We start from the raw sequence: 16212 nt of genomic DNA, 5'->3' as shown, positions 1-16212 counted from the left end.
GGATCAGCGAGACGCGGCGGCGGACGGCGCGGGCGAAGGCGAGCCCTCGACCGGCGTGCCCGGCGGGCGGAAGCGCTTGACCTTCTGGCCGGGCGTCAGCACATGGCCGCCGGCGGCCACGATCTCCATGCCGGGCGCCAGGCCCTGCACCACCAGCTCGTTGCCTTCCGCGCCGACGACGGTCACCGGCCGCGGCTGCACCGTCATGGTCTTGGGGTCCAGCAGCAGCACCGCGCTCTTGCCTTGCGACTCCATCACCGCGCTCAGCGGCAGCTTGATCGCGTTGTCCGACGGCGTGCCGGTCAGGATCACCGTGGCGGTCTGCCCCAGGCGGACGTTCTGGTCGTTGAGTTCGGCCTTCACCAGGAAGGTCCGCGTCACCGGATCGGCGGCGGCGGCCAGCTCGCGCAGCTTGATCGGCTGCGGTTCGGCCTTGGTGTCGGTCCACAGGCGCACCTTCAGGCCGTCGGGCCGCGCCGCGGCGGCGCGCACCAGCGCGACCTGGTCCTCGGACACGGAGAAGACGATGTCCCGCGGGCCGTCGTTGGCCACGCGCACCACTGGCGTGCCGGCGGCCACGACCATGCCGGGCTCGGCATCGATGCCGGTGACGACGCCGGGCGCGTCCGCCACCAGGCTGGAGTACTGCGCCTGGTTGCGCTGCACGTCGGATTGCGCGCGCGCCGATTCGTATTGCGCCTGCGCGGCCTTGAAGGCGGCATCACGGCGGTCCAGTTCGGCCGCGCTGATGAAGCCCTGCCGGTGCAGGTCGATGTAGCGCCGGTAATCGGCGCCGAGCTGGTCGCGGTTCACCCGGGCCGCCAGCACCGAGGCCTTGGCCGCCTCCTGCGCGAGCACCAGGTCCGAGCTGTCGATGCGCGCCAGCGTCTGGCCCGGCTTCACCACCGAGCCCAGGTCCACGCGGCGCTCCAGGATCTTGCCGGCGACGCGGAAGGACAGCCGCGACTCGACGCGGGCACGGACTTCGGCGGCGAACTCGCGCTGCAGGCCGGCCGATTGCGGCGTCAGCACCAGCGTGCGCACGTAGCGGTCGGGCTCCGGCGGCGGCGCCTGCTTGCCGCAGGCGGCCAGCACCAGGACGGCGATCGCCGCCAGGCCGCCGGTCAGCGCGCGGCCCCAGGTTCCGGCAACCCAGGTTCCGGAAACAACACGCCCGGACGGCGCGATGGACGCCAGGCCGGGCGCGGCGGCGGGCAGGGACACAAGAGACCGTTGGGGCATGAACACCTCGACAAAGCCGCGGCGCCCCTAGGAGGGCACCGGAGTAACTGACTGACCGGTCAGTAATGTATTCAGCGTGTCCGGACGTGTCAAACCGACGGCGTACGGTTCGCCGGGGTACTGCTCGTGTACTGCGGTTCTTGACGTTCCCGGGGAACGGCGCGGGGATCGGGGCGTCAGGTTGTCGGAAACGGCATCGCCGCTCAGCGGAGAATGCCGGCCGTGAGCATAGAGCACTACGAAAACTTTCCTGTCGCTTCCTGGCTGTGTCCGCCGGCGCTGCGTCCCGCGATCATGGCGATCTACGGCTTCGCGCGCACCGCCGACGACCTCGCCGACGAAGGCGACGCCAGCGCCGCCCAGCGACTGCGCGACCTCGCCGATTACCGCGCAGACCTGCGCGCGGTGGCGGCGGGCCGGGCGCCCTCCCCGCGCTGGGCCGCGCGGGTGTTCGCGCCGCTGGCGCGGGCGATCGCCGAGCATCGGCTGCCGCTGCCCTTGCTGGAGGACCTCCTCGACGCCTTCGAGCAGGACCTGGTCAAGACCGACTACGCCACCCGCGCCGAACTGCTGGACTACTGCCGGCGCTCCGCCAACCCGGTCGGGCGGCTGCTGCTGCACCTGTACGACATCGACGACGCCGACGCGCTGAGGCAATCGGACGCGATCTGCTCGGCGCTGCAGCTGATCAATTTCTGGCAGGACTTCACCGTCGACGGTCCGCGCGGCCGGATCTACGCGCCGCTGGAGGACCGCCGGCGTCACGGCGTCGAGGGACAGGACCTGCTGTCCCTGCGCGACAGTCCGGCGGCGCGGGCGCTGATCGCCGAGCTCTGCGCCTGGGCCCGCGCGCTGATGGCGGACGGAGCACCGCTGGTCCACCGGATCCCGGGCCGGGCCGGCTGGGAGCTGCGCTTGGTGGTACAAGGCGGCCTTCGCATTCTCGACAGGCTGCAGGCGATGCGCTTCGCCGCCCTGCTGCGGCGCCCCACCGTCAGCGCCGCCGACGCGCCCCTGTTGCTGTGGCGCGCGCTGACGATGAATGCGACCCCCAGCAACACCCGCCGCGAAGGGACGGCGCGATGAGCACCAAGACCGACAAGACCCCCGATGCGACGGCCAGCGCCGGCGCCGCCTCCACGCCGGAGCAGTACGTCCAGCAGAAGGCCGCCGCCAGCGGCTCGAGCTTCTATTACGCCTTCCTCTTCCTGCCGCCGCCGCGGCGCGCGGCGATCACCGCGTTCTACGCGTTCTGCCGCGAGGTCGACGATGTCGTCGACGAGGTGTCGGATCCCGGCGTGGCCGCGACCAAGCTGGCCTGGTGGCGCAAGGAAGTCATGAGCGCCTTCAACGGCCAGCCCTCGCACCCAGCGATGAAGGCGCTGCTGCCGCACGTGAAGGACTACGACATCCGCGTCGAGCACCTGCTGGCCGTCATCGACGGCTGCCAGATGGACCTGGAGCAGACGCGCTACCTGGACTTCGCCGGCCTGCAGCGCTATTGCCACCTGGTGGCGGGCGTGGTGGGCGAGGTGGCGTCGGGCATCTTCGGCCGCACCGACGCCCAGACCATCGCCTACGCCCACAAGCTGGGCCTGGCGATGCAGCTGACCAACATCATCCGCGACGTCGGCGACGACGCGCGCCGCGGTCGCATCTACCTGCCGGTGAGCGAGCTGCAGCAGTTTGACGTCAAGGCCCACGAGATCCTCAAGCGCGACGCGCCCTGGGGCTACAGCGACCGCTTCCTGGCGCTGATGAAGTTCCAGGCCGAACGCGCGCACCGCCTTTACGACGAGGCCATGGCGCTGTTGCCCGAGGCCGACCGCAAGGCGCAGAAGCCCGGCGTCATGATGGCCAACATCTACCGCACGCTGCTGCGCGAGATCGAGGCCGAGCAGTTCCAGGTCCTGCAGCAACGCATCGCGCTGACGCCGCTGCGCAAGCTATGGATCGCGATGAAGACCAACTGGCGCGGGCGCTGAGGTGACCCGCATCGCCGTCATCGGCGGCGGCTGGGCCGGCCTGGCCGCGGCCGTGGAGGCGGTCTCGCTGGGCGCCGCCGTCACGCTGTTCGAGATGGCGCCGACGCTCGGCGGCCGGGCGCGCAGCCTCGAAGGCAGCGAGCCGGCGCTGGACAACGGCCAGCACATCCTGATCGGCGCCTACACGGCATCGCTGGCGCTGATGCGCCGCGTCGGCGCCGACCCCGAGGCGGACCTGCTGCGCATGCCGCTGCGGCTGCGTTATCCCGACCGCGACACCCTCACCCTGCCCGGCGGCCCGCCCACGCTCGCCTTCCTGCGCGGGGTGCTGGGCTGCGCGGCCTGGTCCTGGCCCGATCGGATGCGGTTCCTGATGGCCAGCAGCGGCTGGACGATGCGCGGCTTCCGCTGCGACCCGGCGCTCACGGTGGCTGAGCTCTGCGCCCGCCTGCCGCGCGCGGTCCGCGATGACCTGATCGATCCGCTGTGCGTCGCCGCCCTGAACACGCCGGCGTCCCAGGCGAGCGCGCAGGTCTTCCTGCGCGTGCTGAAGGACGCGCTGTTCAGCGGCCCAGGCAGCGCGGACCTGCTGCTGCCCCGGCGCGGCCTGAGCGCCCTGCTGCCGACACCGGCGCGCGACTGGCTGCTGGCGCGAGGCGCTCAGCTCCGCACGCAGCGCGTTCAAAGGCTGGAAGCATCGGGCCGCGGCTGGCTGGTCGACGGCGAGCCGGCCGACGCGGTCGTCGTCGCCTGCAGCTCGGTGGAGGCGGCACGGCTCACCCGCGACCTCGCCCCGCGCTGGAGCGCCATCGCCGGCGCCTTCGAGTTCCAGCCCATCGTGACCGTCTATCTGGAAAGCGCCGGCTCGGCGCTGCCCGCGCCCATGGTCGCGCTGCGGGAATCCGCCACCGAGCCGGCGCAGTTCGCCTTCGACCTGGGCCAACTGGGCCAGCATCCCGGGCTGTTCAGCCTGGTCATCAGCGGCGCGGCGCCCTGGGTCGAGCGCGGGCTGGAAGCGACCGGGGCCGCGGCGCTCGAACAGGCCCTCCGGCACCTGCCCTGGCAGCGTGCGCCGAGGCTGGTCCGCGTGCTCAGCGAGAAGCGCGCGACCTTCGCCTGCACGCCGGGTCGAATTCGCCCCGAGGCGCCGATCGCGCCGGCGCTGTGGGCAGCCGGCGACTATCTGGCCGGCCCTTATCCGGCGACGCTGGAAGGCGCCGTGCGCAGCGGGCTCGCCGCAGCCCGTTCCGCAATGCGGCAATCCGGCACTGACGCCACCTCCTGAGGGGGATTCATCGCGGCGCCACGCACCGCTGATGGGCAAATGCGACGGAATGCGCCCGCTAGACGCGGCTCTCGGTTTCGCCATGCAAAACCTGAGCGAAATCCTTCACAATCGTCCGCCATGAAGTCCAAGGAGCTCCAGACCCCCGCGATCCAGGTCCTTGAGCGCACCTTCGCGCTGTTGGACGTCCTGGCCCAGCACCAGGATCCGGTGTCGCTGAAGTTGATCAGCGAAACCACCGGCCTGCATCCCTCCACCGCCCACCGCATCCTGAACGACCTGGCGCTGGGTCGCTTCGTCGACCGCCCGGAGGCCGGCAGCTATCGGCTCGGCATGCGGCTGCTGGAACTGGGCAACCTGGTCAAGGCGCGGCTGGACGTCCGCGAGGCGGCGATCGGCCCGATGCGCGAGCTGCACAAGCTGACCCATCAGCCGGTCAACCTGTCGGTGCGCCAGGGCGACGAGATCGTCTACATCGAGCGGACCTATTCCGAGCGCAGCGGCATGCAGGTCGTGCGCGCGGTCGGCGGCCGGGCGCCGCTGCACCTGACCTCGGTCGGCAAGCTGTTCCTGGCGGGCGACGATCCCCAGCGGGTGCGCGCCTACGCGACCCGCACCGGCCTGTCGGGCCATACCCGCAACAGCCTGACCGACATCAGCCAGCTCGAGCGCGAGATGGCGCTGGTCCGCCAGCGCGGGGTCGCGCGCGACGACGAGGAGCTCGAGCTGGGCGTGCGCTGCATGGCCGCCGGCATTTACGACGATCAGGGCAAGCTGGTGGCGGGGCTGTCGATCTCCGCGCCCGCGGACCGGCTCGAGGAAGGCTGGCTGCCGCGCCTGAAAGAGACGGCGACGCGGATCTCCGCCGCGCTGGGCTTCCGCGGCTGAATTCCGCGCGACCACGAAAAAGCGGACCCGAGGGTCCGCTTCTGCATTCAGCCGGAGGCAGCTTCCTCCGGGGCGCTCCGGCGATTACTTCGCCGACACCGCCGGGATCACGGCCGCGGTCGTCGCGGCGGCGGGGCCTGTCGCCACGCCCGCCAGCGGCGAGGCGGCACCGGTCAGCCACTTGCGGACGCGTTCAGCGTCGCCGATCCGGGAGTATTTCCCGGCGGAGTCCAGGAACACCATGATCAGCTTGCGTCCGGCCAACTGGGCCTGCATGACCAGGCACTGCCCCGCTTCATTGATGAAGCCCGTCTTCTGCAGGCCGATGTCCCAGTCGCCCTTGCGGACGAGGCCATTGGTGGTGCCGAAGCGGACCTGCCGGCGGCCCAGGGCCACGGTGTATTCGGACGAGGTCGACAGCTCGCGGATCAGCGGGAAGGCGTGGGCGACCTTGACCAGCTTGGCGAGGTCGGCCGCGCTGGACTGGTTGCGGCTGGACAGGCCGGTGGGCTCGACGTAATGGGTGTCCATCATGCCCAGCGCGCGCGCCTTGGCGTTCATCGCCGCGACGAAGGCCTCCAGGCCGCCCGGGTAGTTGCGCCCGAGCGCATGGGCCGCGCGGTTCTCCGAGGACATCAGCGCCAGGTGCAGCAGTTCGCCGCGGGTCAGTTCGGTGCCGATGGCCAGGCGCGACCCGGTGAACTTCTCGGTGTCCTTGTCCTCCTCGGTGATCTCGAGCTTCTCGTCGAGCGACTGGTTGGCCTCGACCACCAGCAGCGCGGTCATCAGCTTGGTGATGGACGCGATCGGCAGGACGGCCGACGGGTTCTTCGAGAACAGGACCTCGTTGGTGTCCTGGTCGACGACATAGGCGACGCTGGATTTCAGGTCGAGGGGGTCCTCGGTGTCATGCAGCCCGTACATCGTCCCGAAGGACGGTTTGGACAGGACCACTTCCCGGGCCGGTGCCGCCGCGCGGGCGGCCACCTTGCGGGGAGAGCGCGGGGCGGGTTTGGCCTTGCGCACGCTCTTCACCTTGGCTTTGGAGGACGACGCCGTGGCCGCCTGCGCCGGTTGAACCGGCACGAGACTGGCGGTCAGGCCCGTCAGCAACATGACGCCGCTGAGCGCGGCACCAGACAGCAATGTCGCAATGGTCTTCAATCCAGTCCCCAGAAGTGGGCGCGAGTTTAGGGGATCGCTGAAAGACCGGCAAGATCAATGACTTAACGCAGGCTCTTAAAGTGCCCGAATCCGTGCCATCCGACGCGGCCGGGCGGCCGGCGTGCGCTGTCCTGTCAACCTTGGGCGGCGACCCGCTCCGTTTTGCTTTGAAGCTTGTTCAGAGCGCTCAAATATGCTTTCGCGGAGGCGACGACGATATCGGGGTCTGCCCCCACGCCGTTCACCACGCGTCCGGCATGCTGCAGGCGCACCGTCACTTCGCCCTGGGATTCTGTGCTCCCGCTGGTGATCGCGCTGACCGAATACAGCAGCATTTCGGCCCCACTTCCGACCTTGCTCTCGATCGCCTTGAGCACCGCGTCGACCGGGCCGTTGCCGTCGCTCTCGGTGCGGTACTCGGTCTCGCCGGCGGCGAAAACGACCTGCGCCTGCGGGCGTTCACCGGTTTCGGAGCGCTGCGCCAGCGCCACCAGCCGGTAGTGCTCCTGGTCCTGCGTGACCGACTCGTCCATCACCAGCGCGATGATGTCCTCGTCGAAGATCTCGGCCTTGCGGTCGGCCAGGTCCTTGAAGCGAACGAAGGCGGCATTGATCTCCGCCTCGGACGCCAGCTCCACGCCCAGTTCCTGCAAGCGCTGCTTGAAGGCGTTGCGCCCCGAGAGCTTGCCCAGCACGATCTTGTTGGCGCTCCAGCCCACGTCCTCGGCGCGCATGATCTCGTAGGTGTCGCGGGCCTTGAGCACGCCGTCCTGGTGGATGCCCGAGGCATGCGCGAAGGCATTGGCGCCCACCACCGCCTTGTTGGGCTGGATCACGAAGCCGGTGGTCTGCGACACCATCCGGGACGCCGCCACGATCTGCGAGGGATCGACCCGCACGTCCAGGCCGAAATAGTCGCGGCGGGTCTTCACCGCCATCACGACCTCCTCCAGCGAGCAGTTGCCGGCGCGCTCACCCAGGCCGTTGATCGTGCACTCCACTTGGCGCGCGCCGCCGATCTTCACCCCGGCCAGCGAGTTGGCCACCGCCATGCCCAGGTCGTTGTGGCAGTGGACGCTCCAGATCGCCTGGTCCGAGTTGGGCACGCGCTCGCGCAGCGTCTTGATGAACTGGCCGTAGAGCTCGGGGATCGCGTAGCCGACGGTGTCCGGGATGTTGATCGTGCGGGCACCCTCGCGGATCACCGCCTCGACGACGCGGGCCAGGAACTCCGGATCGGAGCGGTAGCCGTCCTCGGGCGAGAACTCGATGTCGTCGGTCAGGTTGCGGGCGAAGCGCACCGCCTGGATCGCCTGCTCCAGCACCTGCTCGCGGGTCATGCGCAGCTTCTTCTCCATGTGGAGTTCGCTGGTGGCGATGAAGGTGTGGATGCGCGAACGCGCCGCGCCCTTCAGCGCCTCGGCGGCGCGGGCGATGTCGCGATCGTTGGCCCGCGCCAGCGAGCAGACGGTGCTGTCGCGGATCGCGTCGGCGATCGCCTTGACCGCCTCGAAGTCGCCGTGGCTGGCGGCCGCGAAGCCGGCCTCGATCACGTCCACCTTCAGCCGCTCCAGCTGCCGCGCGATGCGCAGCTTCTCGTCCTTGGTCATGGACGCGCCGGGCGACTGCTCACCGTCGCGCAGGGTGGTGTCGAAGATGATCAGTTGGTCGGACATGGGAGGCTTCCTTGCGGTGGCGGGGCGGACCCGGTGGTCCGGGTCCCGGTCAGCGAGTTTAGGCGGCCGGCGGGCCCCGGCGGCTCAGGCCGCGATGCGGTCGGCGAGCTTGAGCACGCCGCGCTGCGAGGCGCGGCGCAGGCCCGAGACGATCGCCTTCAGCGACGCCGAGGCGATGTTGCCGTCCATGCCGACGCCGAACAGCGTGGCCTCGCCCACCCGCAGCTCCAGGTAGGCCACGGCCTGCGCATCGGCGCCGCTGCCCATCGCATGCTCGTGGTAGTCGAGCACCCGGACCTGGGTCTTGAGCAGCTTGTTCAGGCCCTCGACGAAGGCATCGATCGGGCCCTTGCCCTGGCCGTCGATCCGGACCATGCGCACGCACAGGTCGGCCTGCGCCTGCACGCGGGTCTGGCCATCCTCGCCGGTGTCGATCTGCGGGTGCAGCGCCGGCGCCTGCCTGACGCCGTATTCGCGGTCGAAGATGCGCCAGAGGTCCGCCGCGCCGAGCTCCTTGCCGTTCGTGTCCATCACGCCCTGGACGATCTGGCTGAATTCGATCTGCAGGCGGCGCGGCAGCTCGATGCCGTATTCGGCCTCGAGCAGGTAGGAGATGCCGCCCTTGCCCGACTGGCTGTTGACGCGGATCACCGCCTCGTAGCTGCGGCCCAGGTCCTTGGGGTCGATGGGCAGGTAGGGGATCTCCCAGACGTCGCCCTCCTTGCGGGCGGCGAAGGCCTTCTTGATCGCGTCCTGGTGCGAGCCCGAGAACGAGGTGTAGACCAGCTCGCCCACGTACGGATGGCGCGGATGGACGGGGATCTGGTTGCAGTGCTCGACGCAGCGGCGGATCTCGTCGATGTCGGAGAAGTCCAGTTCCGGATGCACGCCCTGCGTGTACAGGTTGAGCGCGACGTTGACCAGGTCCAGGTTGCCGGTGCGCTCGCCGTTACCGAACAGACAGCCCTCGACGCGGTCGGCGCCGGCCATCAAGGCCAGCTCGGCGGCGGCGGTGCCGGTGCCGCGGTCGTTGTGCGGATGGACCGACAGGATCACGCTGTCACGGCGTTCGATGTTCCGGCCCATCCACTCGATCATGTCGGCGTAGATGTTGGGGGTCGAATGCTCGACGGTGGTCGGCAGGTTGATGATGATCTTGCGCTCGGGCGTCGGTCCCCAGGCCGCGGTCACGGCGTCGACGACGCGCTTGGAGAAGGCCAGCTCGGTGCCCGAGAACATCTCCGGCGAGTACTCGAAGCGGAAGTCCGTCTCCGGCTGCTTCGCGGCCAGCTCGCGGATCATCGCCGTGTGGGTCACGGCCAGGTCGACGATCTCGTCCTCGCTCATGTTCAGCACGACGCGGCGCATCACCGGCGCAACCGCGTTGTAGAGATGGACGACCGCGCGCGGCACGCCGACCAGCGATTCGAAGGTGCGCTCGATCAGCGGCTGGCGGGCCTGCGTCAGGACCTGGATGGTCACGTCGTCAGGGATGTGGCCGTCCTCGATCAGCATGCGGACGAAATCGAAATCCGTCTGCGAGGCCGAGGGGAAGCCCACCTCGATCTCCTTGAAGCCGATCTTCACCAGCATCTGGAACATGCGCAGCTTGCGCTCGGGATCCATCGGCTCGATCAGCGCCTGGTTGCCGTCGCGCAGGTCGGTGCTCAGCCACAGCGGCGCCTTCGTGATCTGCGCGTCGGGCCAGCGACGGTCCGGGAGGGCGATGGGGGCGAAGGCGCGGTACTTGGTCTGCGGTTGCTTGAGCATGGGAGCGTTCCTGGTGGGTTCAGGGGCGCAACTCGCAGACTCTCCAGAAACAGAAACGGCCCGCTGCGAGTTGCATTCGGGCCGTTGATCTGGGATGAGCGTCTGGATGGACGGACGTGCGCGATCTAGCGAACCCGAGGTTCAGCTAGTAGTAGCAGCGACAGCCCGAAGGCTTGGCTGGTGGAGGCTGACACGAACGTCATGGGCGTCGAATATAGGGGCGCGGCGCGGCGGGCGTCAACGCGAATGGGCGAATGCCCGCGCCGCAAGCGTTCGCTATCGGTGAAGGCCCGCTTCATCGGGCTCGTCGGTCGACATCGCGATCACGCTGGCCGGCTTGCCCTTGGCGCGCCGCACCGCGTAGACGACGTAGCCCGAGATGCCATAGGCGCAGAAGACGCCGAACAGCACCCGCGGCGGATCGATGTTGATCGCCGCGATGGCCAGCATGATCACCACCAGCACGATGAAAGGCACCGAGCGCTTGAAGGTGATGTCCTTGAAGCTGTAGAACGGCGCGTTGGTCACCATCGTGAGGCCCGCATAGAGCGTGAAGCCGAAGGCCAGCCAGGCCAGCGCCGGATCGCGGTGGATGTCCTTGTAGCCGGCGCTGTCCAGCGCCCAGATCAGGCTCATCACCAGCGCGGCCGCGGCGGGGCTGGGCACGCCCTGGAAGAAGCGGCGGTCCACGACCGCGATGTTGGTGTTGAAGCGCGCCAGCCGCAGCGCCGCGCCGGCGATGTAGACGAAGGCGGCGAACCAGCCCCACTTGCCCAGGCCCTGCAGCGCCCAGGAATACATGATGAGCGCCGGCGCCGCGCCGAAGGACACCATGTCGGACAGCGAGTCCATCTGCTCGCCGAAGGTGCTCTGCGTGTTGGTCATGCGCGCGACGCGGCCGTCCAGGCTGTCGAGCACCATGGCCGCGAAGATGCCGTAGACGGACTGCTCGAAGCGCCCGCCGATGCCCATCACCACGGCATAGAAACCGCTGAACAGCGCGGCCAGGGTGAACAGGTTGGGCAGCAGGTAGATGCCCTTGTGGCGCGGGCGCTGCGGGGCGTCGAGGACGTCGGGCTCGTCCTCGTCGAGCAGGTCCACGTTCTTGTTCTGAGTCGAATTCATGGGCCGGGAGGATAACCCACCCCCTACCGGCTTGCGCCGGCCCCCTCAAGGGGGCGCACCCGGTGGCCTGGCAGAGCCACGCCACGGGTGCCGCTTGGAAGACGAACAACCGGCGAAACGCTCTGCCGGTGCGCAGCCGGAAGACAAACAGCCCGGGCTGCTTGCGCAGGCCGGGCTGTCGAGGTGTTGATCAGGCGATCAGTTCTTGGACTTGTCGACCAGCTTGTTGGCCTTGATCCAGGGCATCATCGCGCGCAGCTGTTCGCCGACCTGCTCGATCGGGTGCTCGGCGGTCAGGCGGCGGCGGCTGATCAGCGTCGGGGCACCGGCCTTGTTCTCCAGGATGAAGGACTTGGCGTACTCGCCGGTCTGGATGTCCTTCAGGCACTGGCGCATCGCCTCCTTGGTCGCCTCGGTCACCACGCGCGGGCCGGTGACGTACTCGCCGTACTCCGCGTTGTTGGAGATCGAGTAGTTCATGTTGCCGATGCCGCCTTCATAGATCAGGTCGACGATCAGCTTCAGTTCATGCAGGCACTCGAAGTAGGCCATCTCCGGCGCGTAACCGGCTTCGGTCAGCGTCTCGAAGCCGGCCTTGATCAGCTCGACGGCGCCGCCGCACAGCACGGCCTGCTCGCCAAACAGGTCGGTCTCGGTCTCTTCGCGGAACGAGGTCTGGATGATGCCGGCCTTGCCGCCACCGTTGGCCGCGGCATAGCTCAGGGCCAGGTCGCGCGCCTTGCCGGTCTTGTCGGCGTAGACCGCGATCAGGTGCGGCACGCCGCCGCCCTGGCGGTAGGTGTTGCGCACGGTGTGGCCCGGCGCCTTCGGGGCGACCATCCACACGTCCAGGTCCTCGCGCGGCTGCACCTGGCCGTAGTGGACGTTGAAGCCGTGGGCGAAGGCCAGCGACGCGCCCTGCTTGATGTTGGGTTCCACGTCCTTCTTGTAGACGTCGGCGATCTGCTCGTCCGGCAGCAGGATCATGACCACGTCGGCCGCCTTCACCGCCTCGGCGATCTCGGCGACCTTCAGGCCGGCGCCTTCGGCCTTGGCCCAGGACGCGCCGCCGCGGCGCAGACCCACGGTGACCTTCACGCCGCTCTCGTTCAGGTTCTGGGCATGGGCATGGCCTTGTGAGCCGTAGCCGATGATGGTGACGTTCTTGCCCTTGATCAGGCTGAGGTCGGCGTCCTTGTCGTAGTACACGTTCATGGTGGTCTCTCCGGGGGAAATCAGTACAGGGGGTGGTTCAGTGAAGCGCGCGTTCAGACGCGCAGGATCCGTTCGCCGCGGCCGATGCCGCTGGTGCCGGTGCGCACCGTCTCGAGGATCGCCGTGCGGTCGATCGCATCGATGAAGGCGTCGAGCTTGCCGGCGTCGCCGGTCAGTTCGATGGTGTAGGTCTTCTCGGTGACGTCGATGACGTGGCCGCGGAAGATGTCCGAGGTGCGCTTGAGTTCCTCGCGCTCCTTGCCGACGGCCCTCACCTTGATCAGCATGAGCTCGCGCTCGATGTAGCGGCCTTCGGTCAGGTCGACGACCTTGACGACCTCGATCAGCCGGTTCAAGTGCTTGGTGATCTGCTCGATCACGTCGTCGCTGCCGCTGGTGACGATGGTCATGCGCGACAGCGAGGGGTCCTCGGTCGGCGCCACGGTCAGGCTCTCGATGTTGTAGCCGCGGGCGGAGAACAGCGCCACGACGCGCGACAGCGCGCCCGGCTCGTTCTCGATGAGCAAAGCAATGATGTGTTTCATGGAATCTCGTCCTTCGCGCTCTTCAGACCGCCGGCGGTAACCGGACGGCCCTTGGCCACGCTCTTCGATTCAGGGAATGGGCCGGATCGCTCCGAGCGCCTCCGGCTTTCCGCCGCCGGCCGCGACGCGCGCGGTAACGCGCGTCACGCCGGACGGCTTCGGGCCGTCAGCGGTCTCAGAGGTCCTCGGACCCCAGCAGCATTTCGGAGATGCCCTTGCCCGCCTGGACCATCGGCCAGACGTTCTCGGTCGGGTCGGTGCGCACGTCCAGGAAGACGGTGCGGTCCTTGAGCCGCATCGCCTCGCGCAGCGCGGGCTCCACGTCCGAAGGCTTCTCGACCAGCAGGCCCACGTGCCCGTAGGACTCGGCCAGCTTGACGAAGTCGGGCAGCGCGTCCATGTAGCTGTGCGAGTAGCGCTTGCCGTAGTCCAGCTCCTGCCACTGCCGCACCATGCCCAGGTAGCGGTTGTTCAGCGAGACCACCTTCACAGGGGTCTTGTACTGCTGGCAGGTGGACAGCTCCTGGATGTTCATCTGGATGCTGCCCTCGCCGGTGATGCAGAAGACGTCCGACTCCGGCTTGGCGAGCTTGATGCCCATCGCATAAGGCAGGCCCACGCCCATCGTGCCCAGGCCGCCGGAGTTGATCCAGCGGCGCGGCTCGTCGAAGCGGTAGAACTGCGCGGCCCACATCTGATGCTGGCCGACGTCGGAGGTGACGTAGGTGTCGCGGCCGCGGGTCATGTTCCACAGCGTCTCGACGACGTATTGCGGCTTGATGACCTCGGTCGAGTGCTTGTAGGCCAGGCAGTCGCGCTTGCGCCAGTCGTTGATCTGACTCCACCAGGCGTTGATGGACTCGCTGTCCGGACGCGCCTGCGCCTCCTTGATCTGCGCGATCAGTTCCTGCAGCACGTCCTTGACGTCGCCCACGATCGGGATGTCCACGCGCACGCGCTTGGAGATCGACGAGGGATCGATGTCGATGTGGATGATCTTGCGGTCGACCGACGAGAAGTGCTTCGGGTTGCCGATCACGCGGTCGTCGAAGCGGGCACCCACGGCGAGCAGCACGTCGCAGTGCTGCATCGTCATGTTGGCCTCGTAGGTGCCGTGCATGCCCAGCATGCCGAGGAAGCGCGGATCGGTGCCGGGCATCGCGCCCAGGCCCATCAGCGTGTTGGTGCAGGGATAGCCGAGCAGTTCCACCAGCTGGCGCAGTTCGGCCGTGGCCTCGCCCAGGATCACGCCGCCACCGGTATAGATATAGGGACGCTTGGCGCCCATCAGCAGCTGGACCGCCTTGCGGATCTGGCCGCTGTGGCCCTTCTTCACCGGGTTGTAGGAGCGCATCTCCACGCGCTCCGGGTAATGGAACGCGGTGCGATTGAGCGAGACGTCCTTCGGAATGTCCACCACGACCGGGCCGGGCCGGCCGGTGCGCGCGATGTGGAAGGCCTTCTTCAGCGTCGTGGCGAGATCGCGGACGTCCTTGACCAGGAAGTTGTGCTTGACGATCGGGCGCGTGATGCCAACGGTGTCGCACTCCTGGAAGGCGTCCAGGCCGATGGCGGGCGTGGGGACCTGACCGGTGATGATCACCATCGGGATCGAGTCCATGTACGCCGTCGCGATGCCGGTGATCGCGTTCGTGACGCCGGGACCCGAGGTCACCAGCGCGACGCCGACTTCGCCGGTCGCCCGGGCGTAGCCGTCGGCCGCGTGCACGGCGGCCTGCTCATGACGGACCAGCACGTGCTGGATGGCGTCCTGCTTGTAGAGCGCGTCGTAGATGTAGAGGACGGCACCGCCTGGATAGCCCCAGAGGAACTTCACGCCTTCGGCTTGAAGACTCTGAACCAGGATTTCGGAGCCATTCAGTTCCTGGCCGGAACTGACGGAATGGGGGTGCGGTTGTGAGCGAGCTTCCGTGATCGCTGCACGTTTGATGTCCGCGGCAGACATGTCCATATGTCGAACCTCTGAGATTTTCTCTGACGAAAAACCATCGGTGCTTCTCCTCGCGCTCTTGTGAAGCGGACTTGAAACGTCGCGTCAAAAACAGGGGCGCCGTGGTCGGGCGGCCTACTTGAGACAAAAACTGCGGTGTGCGAGGGGCCGATTATGCACGCAAACCCGCGCACGGCCGGTCGGCGGTGGCGATCTGTAGCGCTGGTGCGATAATCCGCGCCGTTTTGCCTGCCCGACCGCCCTTTCCGGCGCCAGCCCATTGGCCACAGACAAAGAACTCAACGACTTTCTCAAGACCGTCGACCGGCGTGCCTTCAAGCGCACGGTGTACATGGTGCGAGACGAGGACGCCGCACTGGACATCGTCCAGGACGCCATGATCCGGTTGGCGGAGAAATACTTCGATCGGCCGGCGGCGGAGTTGCCGCTGCTGTTCCAGCGCATCCTGTCGAACGCGACGATGGACTGGTTCCGGCGCCAGAAGGTCCGCAACGCCGTCTTCAGCAACCTGTCCGATTTCGAGGGGGGCGAGTCCGGCGAGGACTTCGACCTGCTGGAAATGCTGGAGACGCAGGAAGGCTCGATGGGGGCGCTGTCCGCCGCGGACGAGGTCTCGCGCGTTCAAGTGCTGGCCGCCATCGAACAGGAAGTTGCAGCATTGCCCGCGCGTCAACGGGAAGCCTTCCTCCTGCGTTACTGGGAAGAACTCGACGTTGCCGAAACGGCGGCGGTCATGGGTTGCTCGGAGGGCAGCGTCAAGACACACTGCTCCCGCGCCGTGCATGCGCTGGCCAAAACGCTGAAAGCCAAGGGAATCTCGCTATGAAGAAGAACACGCCAGGAACGCCGCTGCCGCTGGAGGCGGAAGCGCGCGTGACCCGTTTCGGCCTCCGGGTGGCCGCGGGTTTGACCGAGCAGAGCGAGACCCTGTCCGGCGACATCCAGGAGAGATTGCGCTTCGCGCGTGAGCAGGCGCTCGCCAAGGCCATGGCCGCGCGCGCCGCCGCGCCGACTCAGGCCGCTTCCGAAACGCGCCATGTGGGCAACGGCACGCTCGCGCTGGGCGGTGGCGAGAAGACCCCGCGCTGGCGCAAGGCCGCAGCGCTGCTGCCGCTGGCGCTGCTGCTGGGGGGCTTGCTGCTGATCCAGCACAGCCAGTGGTACGAGCAGATCCGCAGCGCGGCCGAACTCGACACCGAGATGCTCTCCAAGCCGCTCCCGCCGGCGGCGTACAGCGATCCGGGTTTCCGCGAATACCTCAACGAGGCGCCGAACGACCCGAGCAACGCCAACAGCCCCGAGGAAGGCGAGAAGTCCGACGAAGCGAAATCGTCGCAGTGAGGCG

The 16212-nt window shown here is 68.3% G+C and carries 14 protein-coding genes; 6 read left to right on the top strand and 8 right to left on the bottom strand.

The genetic code is table 11. The features are described from left to right. Nucleotides 1-3 precede the first annotated feature (3 nt). Nucleotides 4-1242 (bottom strand): efflux RND transporter periplasmic adaptor subunit, encoded by a 1239-nt coding sequence (locus FHT38_RS04825; protein WP_183490361.1) that lies wholly within the window; start codon nucleotides 1240-1242, stop codon nucleotides 4-6. A 213-nt stretch (nucleotides 1243-1455) separates the two neighbouring features. On the opposite strand from FHT38_RS04825, the gene hpnC reads away from it, so the two are divergent. The 4 genes from hpnC (at nucleotide 1456) to FHT38_RS04805 (ending at nucleotide 5400) form a co-directional block, all read left to right on the top strand. Beyond that, a complete protein-coding gene (gene hpnC, locus FHT38_RS04820) occupies nucleotides 1456-2328 on the top strand; it encodes a squalene synthase HpnC (protein ID WP_183490357.1) in 873 nt (290 codons plus the stop codon). Continuing rightward, on the top strand, nucleotides 2325-3227 hold the full coding sequence (hpnD, locus tag FHT38_RS04815) for a presqualene diphosphate synthase HpnD (RefSeq protein ID WP_091722780.1): 903 nt from the start codon (nucleotides 2325-2327) through the stop codon (nucleotides 3225-3227). Before hpnC ends, hpnD begins: the two co-directional genes overlap by 4 nt. Nucleotide 3228: 1 nt before the next feature. Continuing rightward, entirely contained in the window at nucleotides 3229-4512 is a 1284-nt protein-coding gene (gene hpnE, locus FHT38_RS04810; protein WP_183490354.1) for a hydroxysqualene dehydroxylase HpnE, read from the top strand. Nucleotides 4513-4632: 120 nt separating this feature from the next. After that, on the top strand, nucleotides 4633-5400 hold the full coding sequence (locus FHT38_RS04805; protein WP_183490351.1) for an IclR family transcriptional regulator: 768 nt from the start codon (nucleotides 4633-4635) through the stop codon (nucleotides 5398-5400). Nucleotides 5401-5484: 84 nt separating this feature from the next. On the opposite strand, the gene pbpG is transcribed toward FHT38_RS04805, so the two are convergent. The 7 genes from pbpG to FHT38_RS04770 all read right to left on the bottom strand — a co-directional run bounded on the left by pbpG (nucleotide 5485) and on the right by FHT38_RS04770 (nucleotide 14867). After that, nucleotides 5485-6516 carry a D-alanyl-D-alanine endopeptidase gene (gene pbpG, locus FHT38_RS04800; protein ID WP_183490348.1) on the bottom strand — a complete coding sequence of 344 codons (1032 nt, stop codon included), beginning with the start codon at nucleotides 6514-6516 and terminating at the stop codon, nucleotides 5485-5487. 182 nt (nucleotides 6517-6698) lie between these two features. After that, nucleotides 6699-8240, bottom strand: a complete 1542-nt coding sequence (locus tag FHT38_RS04795) for a 2-isopropylmalate synthase (RefSeq protein ID WP_091722769.1) — start codon at nucleotides 8238-8240, stop codon at nucleotides 6699-6701. An 84-nt stretch (nucleotides 8241-8324) separates the two neighbouring features. Continuing rightward, nucleotides 8325-10010 carry a 2-isopropylmalate synthase gene (leuA, locus tag FHT38_RS04790; protein ID WP_183490345.1) on the bottom strand — a complete coding sequence of 562 codons (1686 nt, stop codon included), beginning with the start codon at nucleotides 10008-10010 and terminating at the stop codon, nucleotides 8325-8327. 276 nt (nucleotides 10011-10286) lie between these two features. Continuing rightward, nucleotides 10287-11135 carry a CDP-diacylglycerol--serine O-phosphatidyltransferase gene (gene pssA / locus FHT38_RS04785; protein ID WP_091722762.1) on the bottom strand — a complete coding sequence of 283 codons (849 nt, stop codon included), beginning with the start codon at nucleotides 11133-11135 and terminating at the stop codon, nucleotides 10287-10289. Between the two features lie 198 nt (nucleotides 11136-11333). Continuing rightward, complete coding sequence (ilvC, locus tag FHT38_RS04780; RefSeq protein ID WP_183490342.1) at nucleotides 11334-12350, bottom strand: ketol-acid reductoisomerase; 1017 nt, start codon at nucleotides 12348-12350, stop codon at nucleotides 11334-11336. 53 nt (nucleotides 12351-12403) lie between these two features. Next, the gene (ilvN, locus tag FHT38_RS04775; RefSeq protein ID WP_091722753.1) at nucleotides 12404-12895 is read right to left on the bottom strand and encodes an acetolactate synthase small subunit; all 492 of its coding nucleotides are present in this window, start codon (nucleotides 12893-12895) and stop codon (nucleotides 12404-12406) included. Nucleotides 12896-13070: 175 nt separating this feature from the next. Further along, the gene (locus FHT38_RS04770; RefSeq protein ID WP_183490340.1) at nucleotides 13071-14867 is read right to left on the bottom strand and encodes an acetolactate synthase 3 catalytic subunit; all 1797 of its coding nucleotides are present in this window, start codon (nucleotides 14865-14867) and stop codon (nucleotides 13071-13073) included. A gap of 259 nt (nucleotides 14868-15126) precedes the next feature. Between FHT38_RS04770 and FHT38_RS04765 the strand changes: the two genes are divergently transcribed. Continuing rightward, nucleotides 15127-15693 carry an RNA polymerase sigma factor gene (locus FHT38_RS04765; protein WP_091722747.1) on the top strand — a complete coding sequence of 189 codons (567 nt, stop codon included), beginning with the start codon at nucleotides 15127-15129 and terminating at the stop codon, nucleotides 15691-15693. Next, a complete protein-coding gene (locus FHT38_RS04760; RefSeq protein ID WP_091722742.1) occupies nucleotides 15690-16208 on the top strand; it encodes a DUF3619 family protein in 519 nt (172 codons plus the stop codon). Before FHT38_RS04765 ends, FHT38_RS04760 begins: the two co-directional genes overlap by 4 nt. The last annotated feature ends 4 nt before the right edge of the window (nucleotides 16209-16212 follow it).

This window comes from Mitsuaria sp. BK041 (genome assembly GCF_014193085.1).
GTDB lineage: Bacteria > Pseudomonadota > Gammaproteobacteria > Burkholderiales > Burkholderiaceae_C > Roseateles.
The sequence above is the reverse complement of the archived record's forward strand: the minus strand, read 5'-3'. Positions and strand labels throughout refer to the sequence as shown.

What these genes read in the sequence shown, in the direction of transcription:
- FHT38_RS04825 (WP_183490361.1), bottom strand. Translation starts at nt 1,242, where the DNA reads ATGCCCCAACGGTCTCTTGTGTCCCTGCCCGCCGCCGCGCCCGGCCTG.
- hpnC (WP_183490357.1), top strand. Translation starts at nt 1,456, where the DNA reads ATGCCGGCCGTGAGCATAGAGCACTACGAAAACTTTCCTGTCGCTTCC.
- hpnD (WP_091722780.1), top strand. Translation starts at nt 2,325, where the DNA reads ATGAGCACCAAGACCGACAAGACCCCCGATGCGACGGCCAGCGCCGGC.
- FHT38_RS04805 (WP_183490351.1), top strand. Translation starts at nt 4,633, where the DNA reads ATGAAGTCCAAGGAGCTCCAGACCCCCGCGATCCAGGTCCTTGAGCGC.
- pbpG (WP_183490348.1), bottom strand. Translation starts at nt 6,516, where the DNA reads ATGTTGCTGACGGGCCTGACCGCCAGTCTCGTGCCGGTTCAACCGGCG.
- FHT38_RS04795 (WP_091722769.1), bottom strand. Translation starts at nt 8,240, where the DNA reads ATGTCCGACCAACTGATCATCTTCGACACCACCCTGCGCGACGGTGAG.
- leuA (WP_183490345.1), bottom strand. Translation starts at nt 10,010, where the DNA reads ATGCTCAAGCAACCGCAGACCAAGTACCGCGCCTTCGCCCCCATCGCC.
- pssA (WP_091722762.1), bottom strand. Translation starts at nt 11,135, where the DNA reads ATGAATTCGACTCAGAACAAGAACGTGGACCTGCTCGACGAGGACGAG.
- ilvC (WP_183490342.1), bottom strand. Translation starts at nt 12,350, where the DNA reads ATGAACGTGTACTACGACAAGGACGCCGACCTCAGCCTGATCAAGGGC.
- ilvN (WP_091722753.1), bottom strand. Translation starts at nt 12,895, where the DNA reads ATGAAACACATCATTGCTTTGCTCATCGAGAACGAGCCGGGCGCGCTG.
- FHT38_RS04770 (WP_183490340.1), bottom strand. Translation starts at nt 14,867, where the DNA reads ATGGACATGTCTGCCGCGGACATCAAACGTGCAGCGATCACGGAAGCT.
- FHT38_RS04760 (WP_091722742.1), top strand. Translation starts at nt 15,690, where the DNA reads ATGAAGAAGAACACGCCAGGAACGCCGCTGCCGCTGGAGGCGGAAGCG.